The organism is Amycolatopsis sp. NPDC043889 (assembly GCF_056435645.1).
On sequence record NZ_JBWKEC010000007.1, the window covers coordinates 293,823 to 314,187 of the forward strand.

Below are 20,365 nucleotides of genomic sequence, written 5' to 3' on the forward strand. Positions count from 1 at the left end.
ACTACTCCTTGGCCGCCGCGCGCTCGATGGCGTCGAGCATCGACCAGAGCACGTCGGTCTTGAACGACAGCGCGGCGATCGCCTTGTCCTGCTGCTCGCGGGTGACGGCGTGCCGGACGACGATGTCGAGCGTCCCCTTGCCCTCACCGGAGACCTTGTCGATGCGATTGGTGAAATAGGCGAGGTCCTCCGGCGCGATCCACGAATAGTGCGCCAGCATGTCGGCGACCCGCCGCTGCATGAGATGGCCGGCGAACATTTCGGTCAGCCCCGAGGCGACCGCTTCGAGCCAAGGTCTCGTGCGGGCGAAATTCACGTAGGCGTCGACGGCGAACCGGACCCCGGGGGCGACGTGCCGCTGATCGAGAACCTCTTCGCGGTCGAGCCCGACCGCGGCGCACAAACGGAGCCATCGCTCGATTCCGCCGTCACCGGCCTTCGTCCCGTCGTGGTAGACGATGCGGTCGAGCCATTCCCGGCGGATCTCCGGCAACGGGCAGTTGCTGATGATCGCCGCGTCCTTCTGCGGGAGAACGCACTGGTAGTACCAGCGGTTCGCGGCCCAGATCTTCAGCTCGTGCTGGGACAGGTCACCGTCGTGCATCCGCACGTGGAAGGGGTGGGTGTCCCAGTAGCGGTGCGAAAGCCCGCGCAACGCCGCGATGAACTCCGACGACGACATGAGGGACACCGTGCTGCCTCCGGGTGCTCGCTGATCGGGACGGCGGCGGTGGTGGGGGACGGCCCCCACCACCGGATGCGCATTCAGTCCTCCATGCGGGCCGCGTAAGCGGTGACCTCCATGGGGGTTTCGTATTCGACGAAGTCCGGGGTGGTCCATACCTCGATCATTTCTGCTCCTAACGTCCACATGGGATCGAACAGGGCCGAAGCCACCGTCACCCTAGAAGCGCGTCGCCGATTCTGACCAGACGTAAGGACCGACTTCCGGCGGCATTTTGTAAAGTTTCCTACCTATGGCCGATCGAGCTGGGCCGGTCGTCACGCTCGGCGCACGCAACGGTTAACGACCGGTGCCGCCGATAGCCCATCCAGTGGTGTCCGTTTCGTCCCGTGGTGTGTTTCTATCCAACTCGACGGGTGCGCCCCGACCACCCGCCTACCGCCGCCATCCGAGCTCCAGGGGTGTAGCTGAAGGAGGCGTCCCATGTCCTTACGTCGTACTCTCGCCGCCGCGTTCGCCGCGGCGACGGCCGTGTCGATCGCGGCCGTCCCGGCCACAGCCGCCGAAGCGCCGTCGATCCAGGCGATCAGACAGCTCGCGAGCGGCCTCAACCAGGCCTGGTCGATCGACTTCCTGCCCGACGGCACCGGCGTCTTCACGCAGAAGGACGCCAGGACGATCAGCAAGATCGACAAGGCGGGCAAGGTCACCACGGTCCAGACCATCCCCGGGGTGAGCGTCACCGCGGAGGCCGGCCTGCTCGGCATCGCCGTCTCGCCGAATTACGCCACCGACCAGACGGTCTTCATCTACTACACGACCAGTTCCGACAACCGGATCGCCAAGCTGAAGCTGGGCCAGACGCCGACGCCGATCGTCACCGGCATCCCGCGTGGTTCGCAGTATCACCACGGCGGGCGGATCAGGTTCGGCCCGGACGGCTACCTCTACGCGGGTACCGGCGACGGCCAGAACGGCGCCAACGCGCAGAACAAGAACTCCCTCGGCGGCAAGGTCCTGCGGGTCACCACCGACGGCGCGGCCGCGCCCGGCAACCCGTTCAACAGCCGCGTCTACTCCTACGGCCACCGCAACGTCCAGGGCCTGACGTGGGCGAACGGCCAGCTGTACGTCTCCGACATCGGCGCGAACAGGCTCGACGAGCTGAACAAGATCGAGCCGGGTAAGAACTACGGCTGGCCGACCTGCGAAGGCCCGTGCAACACGGCCGGGATGACCAATCCGGTCAAGTCCTGGCCGACGTCCTCGGCGACGCCGAGCGGGCTCGCGGCCTACAAGGGTTCGCTGTACATGGCGTCCCTCAAGGGTGGCACGTACAAGCTCGACCTGAACGGCAACGGCGGCAAGCTCTGGACCAATCTCGGCCGCACGCGTGACGCCGTCGCGGGCCCGGACGGCCAGCTGTACACGATCACGCCGGGCGGCCTGTACGTCTCCGACGGCAGCTGACACGACCGCCATCAGGGCTGCGGCTCCCCGGCCACACTTGCCGCGTCACGGTCACGGGACGCGGACCAGCCGCCGAAGATCTTGAACCGGATCCACTCGTTCACCGGCGGCTGCGCGAGATTGGTGAACCAGGTGTGGTGATCGCGATGGTTGCTGACCGTGCCCACCAGCACGTGGCCGCCCCCGCCAAGTCGGGCCTTCCTGAAGGCGGGGGCACCACTGTCCTCCGGGCGCACACCGGCCCCCTGCCGGGGCGCGTCGGCGCAGAACCATTGCGGGCCAGGCTTGGCGCACCGGTAGGCCGCGGTGAAAGCCATTTCGTGGGCATGCTCCGGCCGCTGTTGACCGGTACTGCCGTAGCCGGCGACCGTGAGCTTCATGCCGGGCCAGGTCGGCCAGAATTCGCCGGAGGCGATGAGCTTGATCGGCGTGGTCCGAACCGGACGCTCGAGCGTCACCACCGCGACGTCGGCGGTACGGGCATCACCCGTACCCCACGGGTGGCGTTCGGCGCGAACCACCTTGACCGTCTGGGTCTGGGGCCCGGTGCGAAAGTAGGCGAACATGCCCTCGGGCTTGTCGGGCTTCTTGGCGAAGCAATGCGCTGCCGACACGATGTGCCGGGGCGACACCAGCGAACCCGAGCAGTAGCCCTCCTCCGGGTTCCCGACTCTCACCAGCCACGGATAGGTGCCAGGTGGCACCTCGGCGCCACCCTCGATCGCGACGGCGGTGCCCCCGGGCACCATCGTCAGTCCGACGGCCATTGCCAGAATGACGAACGCGCGAAACCGGCCGAACATCGCATCATCTCCTAAGATCCACCGGGCTCGGATCGCCCGGGACAGAAAGCAAGTTCACGAAAGGTGGGTGGGGACGGCTCTCACTGGCGCCGTGTACTGCCGATGGCACGAGCCCGCCTTCGTCGATCAACACGATCCGATCCGCCTTCGCCGTGAGTGACGGCGAGGGCAGGTCCCATGGTGCGGAGTGCTCCTCGCGCACGGTCTCGCCGCACAGTGGTTCTTCTTGCGGCACGTCGGTAATTAGCCGACGAAGCCCGTCACGGTTCAGGTCGCGCACATCGACCGTATCGAGCAGAATCCACGGGTGGCTCCGCCGGATGCCCCGACAGTCGATGGGCATGGCGAGGCGTCATCGACGTCCTCCGCCCGGCAGTCACCCGAGCTCACTCGGCGCTGTCCGGTCAGGTGGCCTTCTCGGCACCATCAATTCATCCAATGTGGACAGATAAGGTGAGAGAACCTGCTTGGTCGCGCCAAAGGCGACGGCGCGAGGCATACCTGGCATGCGGCGGTTCGGATGTCACGTCGATAGCATGACGGTCTTGGACAAGCGGCCGCAAGAGGCCAGCAGCATGGCTCCGCGACTTCATGGCGGCTCTGTTGCGGCACAGGGCAATGTGAAGACGTCATAGCTCGGTGCGCGTCGCGGGCACGCGCGACCTCGAACCTGGCGGGACGCTACCGCCGGCTATCGCACCGAACGGCGGCCAGGTGGCCGGCCGCGTCGAGCGCGCTGCCGGTGAGCAGGTTGCCGAGCAGGACGCCGACCCCGACGATGGTGTCCATCTCGAAGGGAAACACCACGATCGTGCCCAGCGCCAGCTGCGCGGCGGAGATGAGCAGTGGAAGCCATCGCGATATCGTTGGCATTCCTGAGATCCCGCCGGAGGCCAAGGCCGGGGTATGAAGGCGGCGGCCCGCACTCCACGTCGTCCGGCACCACATCGCGAAGACCAGTGTCACCAACACAGTTCCGGCCACGCCCGGACCGGCGATGCGGCGGGCGTCCAGCGGGAGCGCGAGAAACACCTGGAACGACAGGACGTACGAGCCGACCATCGCCAGCGAGAACGGTACGAACGACCGGACTTGTAACCCGGTGAGCACGGCGAACACCGCGGCGGCGGTCAGGCAGGTGACCTGGAAGGCAAGGCTGGTCAACGCGAGCCCGATGACGGGTCCGAGCAGGATGCCGGTTTGGTGAAGACGGTGAACAATGCGAACGCTTCCACGCGGCGTTCTCCGGCATCCTGTGCCACGTAGGCGCGTACGGCTGGATCGAACAACGCCCGGCGAAACCGGTTGCGGCGGACGCCATCAGCAGTGCCGGGACGGAGTGGCGAGGCCGAGCAGTGCGAACCCGCCGGTGCGCAGGGCACAGCCGGCGACGATGAGGGGCTTGTAGCCGAAGCGGTCGGCGAATGTTCCGCCGATGAGGAACATGCCCTGCTGGGGAAAATTCCGGACGCCGAGGATCAGGCCGACGGTCCAGGCCGCCGGTTCGAGGTCGCCGGACAGGTGCGCGGCGAGGTGGGGCATCAGCATGGAGAAGCCGACGTTGATGGTGAACCGGTTCAGGATCTGCTTCACGGGAGAATCCCCACCCGCGGTCGCATGATTTCCGTTGCTTGGATCGGGTCGACGACGTTGCCGCAGCGGGTCCAGCGCGAGACGATCCGGTCGGCGGAGCGGGCGATGTTGTCCGGTGTGGACGGTGGCGGCACGGTGAGCAGATCGTGGTGGGCGCAGTAATCGTCGTTGTAGACGGTGTCGAAGTACCGGTGCGGTCCGTCCGGGAACACCGCGGCGATCCTGGTGTCGAGGTCGCAGGTTCGGGCCGCCCAGCCGGCGACAAGGGCGACTGCTCCCGTGCTCCATCCGCCGCTGGCGTGGTGTGTGGTCGCGAGTGCCCGGCAGGCCCATACCGCTTCGGCGGGAGCGACCCAGTGGACCTCGTCGAAGGCGGCGTAGTCGACGTTGCGGGGGTAGATGCTGGACCCGAGTCCGCGCATCAAGCGACTTTGGGCAGGCTGGCCGAAGATCGTGGACCCGATGGTATCGACGCCGATCAGAGTCAGGTGGGGGAAGAACTCCCGCAGTACCTGAGAGATGCCGGCCGAGTGGCCCCCGGTGCCTACTGAACACACGAGGATGTCGACGCGGCCGAGTTGGGAAACCAGTTCCAGCGCCAAGGGAGCGTAGGCCGTGATGTTGTCGGGATTGTGGTATTGGTCTGGGCAATAGGCGTCAGGGGTCGCGTCGAGGATTTCCTGAACGCGTTCGCGGCGGGCTTGTTGCCAGCCGCCGCTGGGGTCGGGTTCGGACACGGTCTCCACGCGTGCGCCGTAGGCGGTCAGCATGCGGTGGATGTTCGGCTCCAGCTCGGGATCGGTCACCAGCGTCACCGGGTGCCGGTGCACGGTGCCCGCGAGGGCGAGCCCGAGGCCGAAGGTGCCGCTGGTGGACTCGACGATCCTGGCGCCGGGGCGCAGCTCACCGCGCTCCTTGGCCGCGGCGATCATGTGCAGAGCGGGGCGGTCTTTCACGCCACCGGGGTTGAATCCTTCGAGTTTGGCCCAGAAGCCGCGCCCGGGCGGGGCGAAGGGCTGATCTATCCAGAGCACCGGGGTGTTGCCCGCGGTGGTGGCGGGATTGTGGCAGCGCGGCGCGCTGCTGATCAGTTGTGCTGTAGAGGACCGAGACGAGCTCACGACTGCGTTGTTCGACAGGGTGGAGGGCATCGAGTTCTCACTTCACGCGGACGCCGGGAATACGGCGCAAGAATTCTGACTTGTGGTCTGGGGGATGAGACCGATCAGATCCGCGTGACGCAGAGTTGCAGGAGAACGAGCCGTCCGGTGCGGCCGAGATCTCTGTCCACGCGCCATCGGAGTGAACCGGTCGCGCCATGGCCGTCCGCCACGATGACGAGTGTGGCGACCGCCGCCAGCAGCATGGTCAGCCAGGCGAAACCGTTCGCCGTGCGTGTCGCCGCGCAGAACATTTCACCTGCTCCGTGGCAGGTGTGGTGATGGTCCGGTGTATCACCGTCCCGCGAGGACACGTGGACGGTCTCGGTATCGGCTGCGGTGGTTGTCGCTTGTTCCGCCGTTTCGTCGTGGTGGTGGGAATGCGACATTCCGCAGGGAGTCAGGTACAGGAAGACGAAAGACAGCAGCACGGTGACCGCGAGCGCGACCCGCCAACGAGTGCGACGTGAAGTGACCGATGTGCTTCTCACAGGCACGGGAACGTAGCAGCGACGATCTTGCGGTCACCATCCGGCGGATGGATGACTGCCGGATGGCGGTACCTTGTTCTGCTTGGCGTTGGGCAGGAAATCGCTCGCGCCGAAAGGAACCGGATCGCGGGGTTACCTTCGGAATCCGAGGGCCACGTCAGGAAGTGCTTCGGCGAGCTGGTCGACCTGGCCGGTGCTGGTGAAGACGCGGTGTCTGTCCACTAAGTACTGGGCGATGGCCTCGTGGAGGCCGAGGGTGTCCATGGTTCCGGAGTGGACGCGGGAACGGATGTCGTCCGGAGGGGAAGCTTTCGTCGCGATGGCAAGGATCGATGTCGGGCAGCCAGGCTGGTGAGGGCTTGACGTCGGTCAAGGTTGATCGCGCCTCCTCCGGAGCCGGAACGTAACAGCCGCGATCCGGTAGCGGCCATCCGGCGGGAGGCCGACGGGCCGAATGGCCTAAAGGCGGGGGACGGAGACGGCGTGTTCGAGTTCGGCGAGCGCGGTGTCCAGGTGGGTCAGGATGCGCTGCAGATGCGGCACGCTCCGGCGGCAGCCGGTGACACCGAAGTCCAGGTTGTCCCCGTTGCTGGTCAGCGTGATGTTCAGCGCCTGCCCGTCCAGCAGCACCGACGCCGGGTAGATGCCGTCGAGCGCCGCGCCGTTCCAGTACATCTGCTTGCGTGGCCCAGGCACATTGGAGATCACCAGGTTGAACGGCGGTTTCGTGTTGTTCACGAAGCCGGGGATCGGCGACACGCCGAGCTGGGCCACGTTGATCCCCGACAGCAGCAGCGTCTGCAGCGGGGTCAGCTCCGAGAAGAGCTTCTTCCCGTTCCGCATGGACGCGTTGATCGTCGCCAGCCGGGCGGCCGGATCGGTCAGATGGGTGGCGAGGTTGCACAGCAGCGCGCCGATGTTGTTCCCCGCCGCGTCACCGCTGTCCTTGCGCCGCAAGGAAACCGGGACCATCGCGGTCAGTGGCGCGTCGGGGAGCGCGTTCTGCTCCATCAGGTAGTCCCGCAGCGCGCCCGAGCACATCGCGAGGACGACGTCGTTGCGCGACACCCCGGCGGCGGTCGCCACCTTGCGCACCCGGTCCAGCGACCACGACTGCGCGGCGAAGCGGCGGGCCCCGCCGATCGGCACGTTCAGCATCGTCTTCGGCGCCTGCGACGGCAGCGTGAGCGTGTGCTCCTGGAACGCCTCCCGCGCCACCTTCATCGCGGCGGGCGCGATGCCGGCGAGCTGGTTGACCGTCTTGCCGAAGGTGCCGAACACCGAGGGCGACGCCTTGCCGTTGCGGCCGCCGTCCGGTTTGGCGCGGCGCCCCCACGGCGGCGGGCAGTCGAGGTCGAACGGGTCGTCCGACAGCGTGCCCTGGAGGTGCCGCAGTGCCGAGACGCCGTCCATCAGCGCGTGGTGGATCTTGCTGTAGATCGCGAACCGGCCGTCCTGGAGACCCTCGACCAGGTGGATCTCCCACAGGGGGCGGTGCCGGTCGAGCAGGGTGCTGTGCCACCGTCCGGTGAGTTCCAGCAATTCGCGGATCCGGCCGGGCTGGGGCAGCGCCGAATGGCGGAAGTGGTAGTCGAGTTCGAGATCGGTGTCGGTCGCCCAGGCGATATGCCCGGCGGTGTTGACCGGCCGGGCGGGACGGCGCCGGAACACCGAGCGCATGTTGTCGGACTCGAGCAGACTCTTGCGGACGTCACGCAGATAGTCGGGGCCGGCGTCCTCGGGTTTCTTGAACAGTTGCAGTCCGCCGACGTGCATCGGATGTTCGCGCGTTTCCACGAGAAGGAACATCGAGTCGGTCACGGGCATGAACGGCATCGTCGGACCACCTTCCGCGCGGCGGCGTGCGAACACGCCGGGTGCCAGAGTCTACGCACACCGAAACCACCATCTCACGCTTTAGGGTGGCTCACATGACGATCCCGACCGATCCGCAGACGGGTGAGTTCCGTCGGTCCGCCAACCATTTCGACGCTCGTGTCACCGCCGACGGCCGCGACGGCTGGCCGGTGGAGGCGGGCAGATACCGGCTGGTGGTCAGCCGGGCCTGTCCCTGGGCCAGCCGCGGGCTGGTCGTCCGGCGGTTGCTCGGCCTCGAGTCCGCGCTGAGCGTGGCCGTGGCCGACCCGATCCAGGACGAGAAGAGCTGGCGGTTCACCCTCGATCCCGGCGACCGGGATCCCGTGCTCGGCATCAAGTACCTGGCCGAGGCCTATCACGCGGCCGATCCGCACTACATGGGCGGGATCAGCGTTCCGGCCATTGTGGACATTCCGAGCGGACGGCTGGTGAGTAACGACCATCCGCGGATCACCCTCGATCTGTCCACCGAATGGACCAGCCTCCACCGGCCCGGCGCGCCCGACCTCTACCCAGAGCGGCTTCGCGACGAGATCGACGCCGTCAACGCGGGGGTCTACGCCGACGTCAACGCCGCCGTGTACCAAGCCGGTTTCGCGACCAAGCAGGCCGCGTACGAGGACGCCTATACCCGGCTCTTCGCCATGCTGGACGCGCTTTCCGACCGGCTCGAAAAGCAGCGCTACCTCGTCGGTGACACGATCACCGAAGCGGACATCCGGTTGTTCACCACCCTCGTCCGCTTCGACGCCGTCTACCACGGGCACTTCAAATGCAACCGGGACAAACTGACCGAAATGCCGGTGCTGTGGGCCTACGCCCGCGACCTCTTCCAAACACCGGGCTTCGGTGACACCGTCGACTTCGACCACATCAAGCGGCACTACTACGCGGTGCACGAGCAGGTGAACCCGACCCGGATCGTCCCCTTGGGACCGGGCCTGTCCGGCTGGACGACGCCGCACCACCGGGAGCAGCTGGGCGGGCGCCCGTTCGGCGACGGCACGCCGCCGGGACCGCCGCCCGAGGACGAACGGATCGGGGACACGGATGGAGTCACTCCCTGAGCGCACCGACGTCGTCGTGATCGGCGGCGGCATCATCGGGGTCAGCTGCGCGTACCGGCTCGCCGCCGCCGGGGTCTCGGTCCTGCTGCTCGAACGGGACATCCTGGGCGCGGGCTCGACGGCGAAGGCGGCGGGCGGGATCCGGTCGTCGTTCACCACCCGGGTCAACATCGAGATCGGGCTGCGAGGGCTGGCCGAGTACGCCTCCTTCGCCGAGACGTACGGGACCGAGATCGACTTCCGTCGCGACGGCTACCTGTACCTGGTCACCGACCCCGCGGACCTGCCCGAATTCGAGCGCTGCGCCGAACTGCAGAACTCCTACGGTGTCCGCAGCCGCCTCGTCGAGCCCGCCGAAGCGCGGCGGTTCTCCCCGCTGATCGACACCGAGGGTGTCGTCGCGGCACTGTGGTCGCCGGACGACGCCAAGGCGACCCCGGACTCCGCCGTCCAGGGCTACGCGCGGGCGGCCCGCGGGCACGGCGCGGTGCTCAGGACCGGCGTCGAGGTCGTCGGGATCGAACGCGACGGCGACGAGATCACCGGCGTCCGGACCGGCGATGGTTTCGTGCGGACGGAAGCCGTGGTCTGCGCGGCGGGCGCGTGGTCGGGCCGGATCGGCGAACTGGCCGGTGTCGACCTCCCGGTGCGGCCGTTCCGGCGGCAGGTCGTGTTCACCGGCCCGGTCGCGGATCTGCCCGGGTCCGTGCCGCTGACCATCGAGATGCCGTCCGCCTTCTATTTCCACCGCGAGGGCCCCGGCCTGGCGATGTCCTTCTGCGACGGTGACGGCGACCCCGGCTTCGACACCCGCTATCAGCCGGGCGACTGGCTGCCGGAACTCGCCGAGATCGCCGCGCGCCGGGTGCCCGGGGTGCTCGACGCGGGGATCCGCGGCGGCTGGGCCGGACTGTACGAGGTCACCCCCGACCGCAACCAGATCGTGGGGGAAAGCGTCCACCTGTCGCGGTTCTTCTACGCGACCGGCTTTTCGGGACACGGGTTCCAGATGGGCCCGGCCGTGGGGGAGCTCGTGCGGGACCTCTACCTGGGGCGGGTCCCGGCCATCGACATCACCGGGCTCGACGTCCGCCGGTTCGCCGGCGACCGGGCCGTGACGAGGGAGCACAACATTGTCTGAGTTCGTCGAAGTGACCACCGAGGCCGAGCTGCGCGAGATCCTGCCGCCGCCGCTGGAACGGACCGCGAACAAGGCGCGCCCGAAGCTGCACGAGCTGGACCGCCAGTGGCTCGCGGAGTCGCCGTTCGTGCTGATCGCGACGTCGGCGGCCGACGGCACCTGCGACGTCTCGCCGAAGGGCGACCCGGCCGGGTTCACGCTGGTGCTGGACGACACGCGGATCGCCATCCCGGAGCGGCCGGGCAACCGGCGTGCCGACGGGTTCCACAACGTGCTGTCGAATCCGCATGTCGGGCTGCTCTACCTGATCCCTGGCCGCGGCGACACGCTGCGGATCAACGGCCGCGCGCGACTCGTGCGGGAGGCGCCGTTCTTCGACGACATGATCGTGAAGGGCAACCGGCCGAAGCTCGCGCTGGTCGTCGACATCGACGAGATCTTCCACCACTGCCAGAAGGCGTTCATGCGGTCGAAGCTGTGGTCGCCGGAGAGCTGGACGCCCGGCGCGCTGCCGTCGCGGGCGGCGATCGCGAAGACCTTCGAGCGGCCGGACGACAGCATGGCCGACCTCGAGGCGTACTACGCCCCCGCCGCCTACTCGGCCGGCCTGTACTGACGCCACTGTCCGTGAAGGCCTCCTTCCCTACTTTCAGGGTAGGGAAGGAGGCCTTCACGGACAGCGGTGGTTGCTGGATCGTTGAACGATCTGGCACTATCGGCGAGGTGCCTGCACCCACCGGAGCCCAGCATCTCGCCGACGCGCTGACCGCTCTGGGGACCGAAGTCGTCTTCGGTCTCCCCGGCGTGCACAACCTGCCGTTATGGGAGGCGCTGGCCGATACGGACATCCGGCTCGTCGGGGTCCGGCACGAGCAGACGGCGGGGTACGCGGCCGACGGTTACGCCCGCGCCACGGGGAAGCTCGGCGTCGCGCTGGTGACCACGGGGCCCGGCGCCGCGAACACGCTCGCCGCCGTCGGCGAGGCCATGGCGTCGGCCGCGCCGGTGCTGATCATCGCGACCGACATCCCGTCCACGCTCCGGCGGCCGGGCGTGGTCCGCGGCGTGCTGCACGAGTCGTCGGACCAGCAGGCGATGTTCGCGCCGGTCACCAAGGCCGGGTTCACCGTGACGAGCCCCGACCAGGTCGCCGCCACCCTCCATCGCGCGGCCCGGCTCGCGCTCCAGCCGCAGAGCGGGCCGGTCTACCTCGGCATCCCCGCCGACTTCCTGTCGGAGCGGACGCCCGCGCGCCGCCCGCCGCGGTCGCACGCCCGGCCGTCCGAGATCCCGGAACTCACCGAGGCCGAGGCGCTCCTGGCCACCGCCGACCGGCCGCTGATCTGGGCGGGCGGCGGCGCCCTGCGTGCCGAGGCGGGTGAGGCGATCGGGAAACTCGCCGAACGGCTGGCCGCGCCGGTGCTCACCACGTTCGGCGCTCGCGGGCTCCTGCCGGTCGATCATCCCTGCCTCGCCCCGAATCCGGTGCACGCGCCCGAGGTCGGCGCGCTGTGGGACGAGGCCGACGTCGTCCTCGCGATCGGCACCGACTTCGACGGGCTGATGACGCAGAACTGGCTGATGCCGCAGCCGAAGAAGCTCATCGCGATCAACGTCGACCCGGACGACGCGGCCAAGAACTACCGGCCGGACATCACGCTGGTCGGTGACGCCCGGGTGCTCGTCGAGGCGCTGAAAGTCGAGGAACGGCCCGGTATCGCGGCACTCGTCGGCAGGCTCGCCAAGGTCTCCGCCCGGGTCCGGCGGCGGATCAAGGAGGAGGAGCCGCAGGCCGCGGACCTTCTGTCCACTTTGGACGAGGTGCTGCCGCAGGACGCGGTCGTGGTCGCGGACATGTGCGTGGCCGGGTACTGGATCGGCGGATTCCATCGCGTCCGCGCGCCGCGCAAGCTCGCGTATCCGATGGGCTGGGGCACCCTCGGCTACGGCTTCCCCGCCGCGCTCGGCGCGGGCGCCGCGGGCGTCGGCCGCGCGATCTGCGTCAGCGGTGACGGCGGCTTCCTGTTCGGCTGCGGCGATCTGCACACGCTGGCGCAGGAACAGCTGCCGGTCACGGTGATCGTCGTCGACGACGGCGGCTACGGGATGCTCCGTTACGACCAGGATCGCGCCGGGCTGCCGCGCCGGGGTGTCGACTGGGACAGTCCTGATTTCGTCGGCCTGGCGCGGTCTTTCGGGGTGCACGCGGACCGCGTTTCCGGATTCGGGCGCGCGTTCCGGCGGCTGCTCGGTGAGTTCGTCGAGTCCGACGAGCCCAACGTGCTGGTCGTGCGCGCGAAGATGGCGCCCCCGCTCAACACCTCGCCGCGCTGGTACCGCAAGGAATCCCCGTGACCGGGCTCCGCGTCGGCGTGGACATCGGCGGCACGTTCACCGATCTCTGCGTTCTCGGCGAGACCGGCGTCGTCGCCGTCGGCAAGGTGCTGACGACGCACGACGAACCCGCTCGCGCGGTCGAGGAAGGTCTCAAGAGGACACTCGCGGACGCCGGGCTGGACGCGGGCGACGTCGAGCAGTTCGTGCACGGCACGACACTGGTCACGAACGCGCTGATCGAACGCAAGGGAGCGCGTACCGCCCTCCTGGCGACGGCCGGTTTCCGTGACGTGCTGGAGATGCGGCGCGAGCACCGGTACGAATTGTACGACCTGCTCATCGAATTGCCGGCCCCGCTGGTGCCACGGCACCTGCGGTTCGACGTCCCCGAGCGGATCCTCGCCGACGGGACCGTCCACACAGGACTGGACGAGGAGTACGTCGCGCGACTCGGCCGGGAGCTCGACGCCAGGGGGATCGACGCCGTGGCGATCTGTTTCCTGCACGCCTTCACGAATCCCGCGCACGAACGACGGGCGGCCGAGGTGCTGCGGGAGGCCGCGCCCCGGTTACGGGTCGCGCTCTCCAGCGAGGTCGTCCCCGAGATCCGCGAGTTCGAACGCATGTCGACCACGGTCGCGAACGTCTATGTCCAGGACCTCACCGAACGTTACCTGCGTGACCTGGAGAGACGCCTGCACGAGGCCGGGGTGCGGCCGTCACCGCACATCATGCTGTCCAACGGGGGCATCGCGACCGTCGATACCGCCGCGCGCTACCCGATCCGCATCCTCGAATCCGGGCCGGCGGGCGGGGCGCTGGCCGCGTCCGCGATCGGGGCGGCCGCCGGCGTCGAGGATCTGCTGGCCTTCGACATGGGCGGCACGACGGCGAAACTGTGCATGATCTCCGGTGGCGCGCCGCTGGTGACGCACGAGTTCGAAGTGGACCGGAAGTACCGGCTGCTGCCGGGATCCGGGTTGCCGGTCAAGGTACCGGTCACGGACATGATCGAGATCGGGGTCGGCGGCGGCTCGATCGCGCGGATCGACGCGCTCGGCCTGCTCACCGTCGGGCCCGATTCGGCGGGATCCGAGCCCGGCCCGGTCTGTTACGGCCGAGGTGGCACCGAGCCGACCGTGACGGACGCCGACCTCGTGCTCGGTTATCTCGATCCTGGGTATTTCCTCGGCGGCGGAATGACTTTGGACCTCGAAGGCGCGCGCGAAGCGATCCGCTCGAAGATCGCCGGACCGCTCGGAGTCAGCGTCGAAGAGGCCGCCTGGGGCATCCACACCAGCGTCAACGAGGACATGGCCAACGCCGCCCGGGTCCACGCCGTCGAACGTGGCAAGGATCCGGCGAAGCTGCCGATGTTCACTTTCGGTGGCGCCGGTCCGGTGCACGGCGTCGGGGTGGCTCGGGCGCTCGGCGCGCCCGAGGTGGTCGCGCCGCCTGCCGCCGGAGTGCTCAGCGCGGCGGGATTCCTCACCGCGCCGCCGGCGTTCGACTTCGTGCGTTCGGCGCGCTCCGCGGTGCTCGAACTCTCCTGGGAACAGGTCGACGCGCTGTTCGGAGAGATGGAGGCCGAGGGCGCGGAGCTGCTGGAGAAGTCCGGTGTGGACGGTGCGGACGTGACGCACCGCCGGATCGCCGAGATGCGGTATTCCGGGCAGGGCTACGAGATCCGGGTGCCGGTCGAGGGCGGGGACTGGCCGGGGTCGCTGATCGACGCGTTCACCGAGACCTACCGGACGCTGTACCGGCGGACCGGGCCGGACGTCGCGATCGAGGTGCTGAACTGGCGCGTCGTCTCCAGCGGCCCGGCGCCCGAGGTCACGCTGAAACTCGCGCGCGCCGAGGCCGAGGGCGACGCGCGCAAGGGGAGCCGTCCCGCGTACTTCCCCGCCGAAGGTGGCTTTGCCGACACGGCGGTGTTCGACAGGTACCGGCTCAAGCCGGGTGATCGCGTCGAAGGCCCGGCCATTGTGGAGGAACGAGAGTCCACCGTGGTCGTTCCGCCGGATGCGCGCTGTGTCGTCGGCGAGGACGCCGGTCTGGTGGTGACGGTGTGAGCGTCGACCCGATCTTGGTCGGGGTACTGGGAAACCGGCTGCACTCCATCCTGGCCGAACAGCAGAACGCGCTCGTCAACACGGCGTTCTCCTCCGTGGTGCGGGAATCGCTCGACCTCGCCTGCGCGGTGTTCGATTCCCGCGGCGGGATGATCGGCCAGTCCGTCGGCGGGACGCCCGGCCACATCAACGCGATGGCGACCGGGATGCACCATTTCGTCGCCGCGTACCCGCCGGAGACACTGGAACCCGGCGACGTCCTGCTCACCAACGACCCCTGGCAGACGGCCGGGCAGATCAACGACATCACCGTCGCGACGCCGGTGTTCCTGCGGGGGCGGCTGGTCGCGTGGTTCGCTTCCTGTTGCCACGCCCCGGACATCGGCGGGCGCCTGGTCTCCGCCGAGGCCAGCGAGGTCTTCGAAGAGGGCCTGCGCCTGCCGATCATGAAGTTCCTCCGCGCGGGTGAGGTCAACGCGGATCTCGAACTGCTGATCCGCGCGAACGTCCGCACCCCGGAGGAGACCATCGGCGATCTGTACGCCCAGGTCACCGGCAACGAGGTCGGGGCCGCCAGCCTGGTTCGGCTGCTGGAGGAATTCGGGCTCGATTCGCTGGACGACGTCGCCGCGGAGATCATGAACCGCTCCGAGCGGGCGCTGCGGGACGCACTGGCGAAACTACCGGACGGCACCTACACCAGCGAGCTGGTGACCGACGGATCCGACGACGAAGAGGTCGTCCTCAAGGTCGCCGTGACCATCGACGGCGAGGACATCCACCTCGATTTCGCCGGCTCGTCACCGCAGAGCCGCCGCGGGATCAACGTCGTCCTGAACTACACCCGGGCCTATGCCTCGTTCGCGGTCAAGGCGGCCATTTCGCCCGAGGTGCCGCACAACGCGGGTTCGTTCCGGCCGGTGCACGTCACCGCACCGGAGGGCTCGGTGCTCAACTGCACCCCGCCCGCGCCGGTCGCGTCCCGGCACCTGATCGGCCACTTCCTGCCCTCGCTGCTGATCACCGCTCTGCACGAAGCGTTGCCCGGCAACGCCTTGGCGCACAGCGCGGACGCGTTGTGGATGACGATCTGGCGCGGAACCGACGCCGAGGGCCGCGAATTCATGCTCAACGTGTTCCAGACCGGCGGGATCGGCGCGCGGGCCACCAAGGACGGTCTCAGCACCACCGGATTCCCGAGCGGGCTGCGGTCCACGCCGACCGAGGTCATCGAGACGATGGCCCCGCTGATCCAGCGCGAACGCGTGCTGCGCATGGATTCCGGCGGCGCCGGGAGATGTCGCGGCGGCCTCGGCCAGTGCACCACCATGGCCGCCCGCGGCGAGATCTCGTGGAGCGTCAACGGGAACGTCGACCGGGTGCGCCGTCCGGCGTCCGGTGTGGACTCGGGACATGACGGCGCGGTGGGCCGGTTCGAGCTCGCCCGCGGAGCCCTGCCGTCGAAGAGCCGGGTGAACCTGCGCCCCGACGACGTGGTGAACGTGATCCTCCCGGGAGGCGGCGGTTACGGCGACCCACGCGAGCGCGATCCGGCGGCCGTGCTCGCCGACGTCGTCGACGGGTACGTCTCGGTGGAAGCGGCGCGCGAACTGTACGGCGTCGAGGTCACCTATCACGGAGATCCCGAGGCGCTGGTGCGTCTTCCGGAGGACTACGAAGCGGTTTCGTCGAGAGGGAGGAAATGAGCATGGGCCGGCTGGCAGGCAAGGTCGCGGTGGTCTTCGGGGGAGCGCGGGGCATCGGTCTCGCCACCGTGAAGGAGTTCGTCGCCGAGGGCGCGACCGTGTTCTCCAGCGACATCCGTGAGCCCGCGGAAGCCGTCGAAGGCGCCCGTCAGTCCCTTGTGGACGCCACTGACGAAGGCCAGGTCGACGAATTCGTGCGCGGTGTGATCGCCGAAACCGGACGGATCGACGTACTGTTCAACAACGTCGGTATCCACCTCGGAAAACCACTGGTGGACACCACACTGGCGGAGTTCGACAACATCTTCGCGCTGAACGTGCGCGCGGCCTTCCTCGGCACGCGGGCGGTACTGCCGCACATGATCGCGAACAAGGCGGGCAGCATCGTCACGACGTCGTCCAACGGCGGCGTGATGGGCCGCCCCGGCGACCCGGTGTACAACGCCACCAAGCACGCGCTGGTCGGCATGACGAAGTCGATCGCCGTCGCGCACGCGCACCAGGGGATCCGGGCGAACACGGTCAACCCGGGCGCGATCGACACGGACATGCTGCGCGGCACGCTCGCGTCGCCGGAGGACTTCGAAGCCAAGCAACACCAGCTGACCGCGAGCACACCGGCGGCGCGGGTCGGCGAGGCGTGGGAGGTCGCGAAAGCGGTGGTCTTCCTGGCCAGCGACGAATCGCGGTTCGTCAACGGGGTCGCCCTCCCGATCGACGGCGCCAGGGCCGCCGGCGCCATGCCGGGCAACCGGTACAGCCTCGACTTCGAACTCGGTGTCAGGTAAAGCCATGTCCACTCCTGCCGCCGAGGAGACACTGGCCCGCGACAGACCCTTGCTCGAACGGAGCGGGACAGCGGAACGGGTCGCCGAGATCCTGCGCCAGCGCATCACCGAAGGCGTCTTCCCGCCCGGGTCGAGGCTTTCGGAACCGTCGATCAGCGCCGCGCTGGGCGTCTCGCGCAACACGCTGCGCGAGTCCTTCCAGCTGCTGGCGCACGAACGGCTCGCGGTGCACGAACTCAACCGCGGCGTATTCGTCCGCGAACTGACCGCGCAGGATATCTCGGATCTGTACGTGATGAGGCGGGTCACCGAATGCGGTGCGCTGCGGCGCGCGGCCGAACTGTCCACTGTGGATCTCGCGGCGATCGAGGCCGCGGTCCGGGAGGGCCGTGCCGCGGCCGACGAAGGCGACTGGCAGGCCGTCGGGACCGCGAGTATCGCGTTCCACCAGGCGGTGGGCGACCTGGCGGACAGCGAGCGGGTCAGCACTACGATGCGCCAGGTCCTGGCGGAGACGCGGCTGTTCTTCGTGCTGGCGGAGAACACGCGGGCGTTCTTCGAGCCGTTTTTGGAGCGGCACGAGCGGATCCTGCGGGATCTGGAACGGGGGCGCTTCGGACCGGCTGAGACGGCGCTGGAGAAGTACCTGCGGGATGCGGAGAAGCAGCTTCTGGCCGCTTACGACCGCCGGGAGTCGTGAGTGCCGGCGGGCAGATCTTGGGCGTCGCGGCTACAGACCGGACAGATCCGTGGCGCGAACTGTGCACGATGGAGTGTTCGCGTCCCGGCCGGATCCGGGTGAGGATGGGGGCACGAGCACGAGGAGGAGATCATGGTTTCGTCGGCGTCCGCGCGCAATCCGCTGTGGCACCCCTTCGCGGACATGGGAGCGGTCGACGGCGACCGGCTCGTCATCACCCGCGGTGAGGGTTCCTATGTCTGGGACGATGAGGGCGAGCGGTACTTCGACGCGACAGCGTCGCTCTGGTACGCGAACTTCGGGCACGGGCGCGAGGAGATCGCGCAGGCCGTCGCGGACCAGTTGCGGACGCTCGATTCGTACAACCTGTTCGGCTACAACGCCAACGAGCCCGCGCTGAAACTCGCCGAACGGGTCTCCGCGCTGACCCCCGAACCGGGCTCGAAGGTGTTCTTCGGTTCGGGCGGCGGTGACGTCATCGACACCGCGGTCAAGATCGCCCGTTCGTATTTCGCGCACACCGGGCGCCCGGAGAAGGTGCACGTCATCGGCCGGGTGCAGGGTTACCACGGCACGCACGGTTTCGGCACGGCCGTCGGCGGTATCGCGGCCAACGCGGCGGGCTTCGGTCCGTTGCCGGGCGACATCTCGCATGTGCCCTACGACAGCGCCGAAGCGCTCGAAGCGGAGATCCTGCGGGTCGGGCCGGAGCGGGTCGCGGCGTTCTTCTGCGAACCGGTGATCGGCGCGGGCGGTGTCCTGCTTCCCCCGGACGGATACATCGAGACGGTCGCCGAGATCTGCCGCAAGCACGACGTGCTGTTCGTCGCGGACTGTGTGATCGCCGCGTTCGGGCGGCTGGGTACCTGGTTCGGAATCGACCGGTGGGCCGTGAAACCGGACATGATCACGACCGCGAAGGGCATCACCGGCGGGACGATCCCGCTCGGCGCGCTGATCGTCGCGCCGAGGGTGGCCGAACCGTTCTTCACCGGCGCGCCGGGTGCGCCGGTGTTGCGGCACGGCGCGACCTACGCCGGGCATCCGGTCGCGTGCGCCGCGGGGAACGCGACGCTGGACATCTACGAGCGCGACGGGCTCATCCCACGCGGGCGGGAACTGGAGAAGCCGCTGGCGGACGCGCTTTCCGGGCTCGCTTCGCATCCGTTGGTGGCGGAGGTCCGGTCCGGGCTGGGCTTCCTCGGCGCGGTCGAGCTGAAGGCCGACGTCGTCGAGGCGGACCCCGGCGCGGCGAACCGGTTGCAACGGCTGGCGCGGGACGAAGGCGTCCTCGTGCGGAACCTGGCGAAGGGGATCGCGGTGTCACCGCCGCTGATCGCCGGCGAGACCGAACTCGACCTGCTCGCGACGGCTTTGCCGCGTGCGCTGGACAAGCTCGTCTAGGCGCGGTCACCCCGCGGCGGCGGTCACCTGTGGCTGCCGCGGGAACGCGTTCCGGTAGGCGCCGGGCGAGACACCGACCTGCTTGAGGAAGTGGTGGCGCAGGTTGTTCGCGGTGCCGAGACCGCTGAGTTCCGCGATCCTCTCCACCGGCAGGGCGGTCGATTCCAGCAGGCTCTGTGCCCGGGAAAGCCGCTGGGTCAGCAGCCATTGGAGCGGTGTCGTACCGGTCGCCTGCTGGAGACGCCGGTAGAAGGTCCGGCGGCTCATCATGGCGCGCCGGGCGAGATCTTCGATCGTCAACGGCCGGTCGAGATGTGCCCTCGCCCAGTCGAGCACCGGTGCCAGCCCCTGATCGTCGGTGGCGGGAACGGAGAGATCGATGAACTGGGCCTGTCCGCCCGGCCGGTGCGCGGGCACGACCATCCGGCGGGCGAGCTGGTTGGCCACATGTGCCCCGAGGTCGCGCCGGACCAGATGCAGGCACAGATCGAGGCCGGCGGTCATCCCGGCGCTGGTGAGCACGTCGCCGTCGTCCACGTAGAGCACGGAGTCGTCGACCTCGACCTCGGGGAACCGCTCGGCCAGCTGTGCGGTGTGCATCCAGTGCGAGGTCGCTCGACGGCCGTCGAGCAGCCCGGCCTCGGCGAGGGCGAAGGCGCCGGAGCACAGGGAAACCATCCGCGCGCCCGCGTCGTGGGCGCGCCGTAACGCGCTGATCAGCTCGGGTGAGACCGGTGCGCCGTCGCTGAGAACCTCGTCCGGTACCGACGACACGATGACCGTCTCGGCGCCGACGATGTCGTCGAGCCGGTACGGGGTGCGCAGCGCGAACCCGGGGGCCGCTTCCGCGGCGCGGTCGCCGGTTCCGCACAACCGCAGGTCGTACCAGGGATCGGCGAGATCGGGCTGGGGCATCCCGAAAACGGTGGCGGGGATGCTCACCTCGTACAGGTCCCAGAAGGCGATCCCGATCTCCTCGGGGACGACCAGGGCGACCGAACCAGCGCTCATGGCCACATCCTATGGCACGAATTTGGTGTTTCCGGTCATCAGTGTCACTGGCAGCG

19 protein-coding genes are annotated in these 20,365 nt (G+C 68.8%); 10 read left to right on the forward strand and 9 right to left on the reverse strand.

Going from position 1 to position 20,365, the window contains the following annotated elements:
- Window position 1: 1 nt before the first annotated feature.
- Both pqqC and pqqA read right to left on the reverse strand, forming a co-directional pair.
- Window positions 2-682, reverse strand: a complete 681-nt coding sequence (pqqC, locus tag AC0685_RS17135) for a pyrroloquinoline-quinone synthase PqqC (protein ID WP_478226379.1) — start codon at window positions 680-682, stop codon at window positions 2-4.
- A gap of 83 nt (window positions 683-765) precedes the next feature.
- The gene (gene pqqA, locus AC0685_RS17140; RefSeq protein ID WP_478226380.1) at window positions 766-897 is read right to left on the reverse strand and encodes a pyrroloquinoline quinone precursor peptide PqqA; all 132 of its coding nucleotides are present in this window, start codon (window positions 895-897) and stop codon (window positions 766-768) included.
- 271 nt (window positions 898-1,168) lie between these two features.
- Between pqqA and AC0685_RS17145 the strand changes: the two genes are divergently transcribed.
- Window positions 1,169-2,155, forward strand: a complete 987-nt coding sequence (locus AC0685_RS17145; RefSeq protein WP_478226381.1) for a PQQ-dependent sugar dehydrogenase — start codon at window positions 1,169-1,171, stop codon at window positions 2,153-2,155.
- An 11-nt stretch (window positions 2,156-2,166) separates the two neighbouring features.
- On the opposite strand, the gene AC0685_RS17150 is transcribed toward AC0685_RS17145, so the two are convergent.
- From AC0685_RS17150 to AC0685_RS17175, 6 genes are all read right to left on the reverse strand, one after another.
- A complete protein-coding gene (locus AC0685_RS17150; protein ID WP_478226382.1) occupies window positions 2,167-2,958 on the reverse strand; it encodes a S1 family peptidase in 792 nt (263 codons plus the stop codon).
- A 681-nt stretch (window positions 2,959-3,639) separates the two neighbouring features.
- Entirely contained in the window at window positions 3,640-4,122 is a 483-nt protein-coding gene (locus AC0685_RS17155; protein ID WP_478226383.1) for a hypothetical protein, read from the reverse strand.
- Between the two features lie 156 nt (window positions 4,123-4,278).
- Window positions 4,279-4,551 (reverse strand): hypothetical protein, encoded by a 273-nt coding sequence (locus tag AC0685_RS17160; protein ID WP_478226384.1) that lies wholly within the window; start codon window positions 4,549-4,551, stop codon window positions 4,279-4,281.
- Window positions 4,548-5,702, reverse strand: a complete 1,155-nt coding sequence (locus AC0685_RS17165) for a PLP-dependent cysteine synthase family protein (RefSeq protein ID WP_478226385.1) — start codon at window positions 5,700-5,702, stop codon at window positions 4,548-4,550. The genes AC0685_RS17160 and AC0685_RS17165 overlap by 4 nt, the downstream gene beginning before the upstream one ends.
- A gap of 74 nt (window positions 5,703-5,776) precedes the next feature.
- The gene (locus tag AC0685_RS17170; protein WP_478226386.1) at window positions 5,777-6,208 is read right to left on the reverse strand and encodes a hypothetical protein; all 432 of its coding nucleotides are present in this window, start codon (window positions 6,206-6,208) and stop codon (window positions 5,777-5,779) included.
- 453 nt (window positions 6,209-6,661) lie between these two features.
- A complete protein-coding gene (locus AC0685_RS17175; RefSeq protein WP_478226387.1) occupies window positions 6,662-8,038 on the reverse strand; it encodes a WS/DGAT/MGAT family O-acyltransferase in 1,377 nt (458 codons plus the stop codon).
- 95 nt (window positions 8,039-8,133) lie between these two features.
- Here AC0685_RS17175 and AC0685_RS17180 point away from each other — a divergent pair, with 95 nt between their 5' ends.
- From AC0685_RS17180 to AC0685_RS17220, 9 genes are all read left to right on the forward strand, one after another.
- On the forward strand, window positions 8,134-9,147 hold the full coding sequence (locus tag AC0685_RS17180) for a glutathione S-transferase family protein (protein ID WP_478226388.1): 1,014 nt from the start codon (window positions 8,134-8,136) through the stop codon (window positions 9,145-9,147).
- Complete coding sequence (locus AC0685_RS17185) at window positions 9,131-10,288, forward strand: NAD(P)/FAD-dependent oxidoreductase (protein ID WP_478226389.1); 1,158 nt, start codon at window positions 9,131-9,133, stop codon at window positions 10,286-10,288. Before AC0685_RS17180 ends, AC0685_RS17185 begins: the two co-directional genes overlap by 17 nt.
- A complete protein-coding gene (locus tag AC0685_RS17190) occupies window positions 10,281-10,904 on the forward strand; it encodes a pyridoxamine 5'-phosphate oxidase family protein (protein WP_478226390.1) in 624 nt (207 codons plus the stop codon). The genes AC0685_RS17185 and AC0685_RS17190 overlap by 8 nt, the downstream gene beginning before the upstream one ends.
- Window positions 10,905-11,011: 107 nt before the next feature.
- Window positions 11,012-12,643, forward strand: a complete 1,632-nt coding sequence (locus AC0685_RS17195) for a thiamine pyrophosphate-binding protein (RefSeq protein ID WP_478226391.1) — start codon at window positions 11,012-11,014, stop codon at window positions 12,641-12,643.
- Window positions 12,640-14,700, forward strand: coding sequence for a hydantoinase/oxoprolinase family protein (locus tag AC0685_RS17200; RefSeq protein WP_478226392.1), 2,061 nt, complete (start codon window positions 12,640-12,642; stop codon window positions 14,698-14,700). The genes AC0685_RS17195 and AC0685_RS17200 overlap by 4 nt, the downstream gene beginning before the upstream one ends.
- Window positions 14,697-16,406 (forward strand): hydantoinase B/oxoprolinase family protein, encoded by a 1,710-nt coding sequence (locus AC0685_RS17205; protein WP_478226393.1) that lies wholly within the window; start codon window positions 14,697-14,699, stop codon window positions 16,404-16,406. The genes AC0685_RS17200 and AC0685_RS17205 overlap by 4 nt, the downstream gene beginning before the upstream one ends.
- 2 nt (window positions 16,407-16,408) lie before the next feature.
- Window positions 16,409-17,194 (forward strand): SDR family NAD(P)-dependent oxidoreductase, encoded by a 786-nt coding sequence (locus tag AC0685_RS17210; RefSeq protein ID WP_478226394.1) that lies wholly within the window; start codon window positions 16,409-16,411, stop codon window positions 17,192-17,194.
- Window positions 17,195-17,198: 4 nt separating this feature from the next.
- Window positions 17,199-17,894, forward strand: a complete 696-nt coding sequence (locus AC0685_RS17215) for a GntR family transcriptional regulator (protein ID WP_478226395.1) — start codon at window positions 17,199-17,201, stop codon at window positions 17,892-17,894.
- Between the two features lie 132 nt (window positions 17,895-18,026).
- Window positions 18,027-19,298, forward strand: a complete 1,272-nt coding sequence (locus AC0685_RS17220; RefSeq protein WP_478226396.1) for an aminotransferase family protein — start codon at window positions 18,027-18,029, stop codon at window positions 19,296-19,298.
- Between the two features lie 6 nt (window positions 19,299-19,304).
- Here AC0685_RS17220 and AC0685_RS17225 read toward each other — a convergent pair whose 3' ends face one another.
- Entirely contained in the window at window positions 19,305-20,309 is a 1,005-nt protein-coding gene (locus tag AC0685_RS17225) for a GlxA family transcriptional regulator (RefSeq protein WP_478226397.1), read from the reverse strand.
- Window positions 20,310-20,365: the final 56 nt, after the last annotated feature.

Coding starts and splice junctions, on each gene's coding strand:
- AC0685_RS17185 (WP_478226389.1), top strand. CDS start 9,131: ATGGAGTCACTCCCTGAGCGCACCGACGTCGTCGTGATCGGCGGCGGC.
- AC0685_RS17225 (WP_478226397.1), bottom strand. CDS start 20,309: ATGAGCGCTGGTTCGGTCGCCCTGGTCGTCCCCGAGGAGATCGGGATC.
- AC0685_RS17165 (WP_478226385.1), bottom strand. CDS start 5,702: ATGCCCTCCACCCTGTCGAACAACGCAGTCGTGAGCTCGTCTCGGTCC.
- AC0685_RS17180 (WP_478226388.1), top strand. CDS start 8,134: ATGACGATCCCGACCGATCCGCAGACGGGTGAGTTCCGTCGGTCCGCC.
- AC0685_RS17175 (WP_478226387.1), bottom strand. CDS start 8,038: ATGCCGTTCATGCCCGTGACCGACTCGATGTTCCTTCTCGTGGAAACG.
- pqqC (WP_478226379.1), bottom strand. CDS start 682: ATGTCGTCGTCGGAGTTCATCGCGGCGTTGCGCGGGCTTTCGCACCGC.
- AC0685_RS17215 (WP_478226395.1), top strand. CDS start 17,199: ATGTCCACTCCTGCCGCCGAGGAGACACTGGCCCGCGACAGACCCTTG.
- AC0685_RS17150 (WP_478226382.1), bottom strand. CDS start 2,958: ATGTTCGGCCGGTTTCGCGCGTTCGTCATTCTGGCAATGGCCGTCGGA.
- AC0685_RS17210 (WP_478226394.1), top strand. CDS start 16,409: ATGGGCCGGCTGGCAGGCAAGGTCGCGGTGGTCTTCGGGGGAGCGCGG.
- AC0685_RS17220 (WP_478226396.1), top strand. CDS start 18,027: ATGGTTTCGTCGGCGTCCGCGCGCAATCCGCTGTGGCACCCCTTCGCG.
- AC0685_RS17145 (WP_478226381.1), top strand. CDS start 1,169: ATGTCCTTACGTCGTACTCTCGCCGCCGCGTTCGCCGCGGCGACGGCC.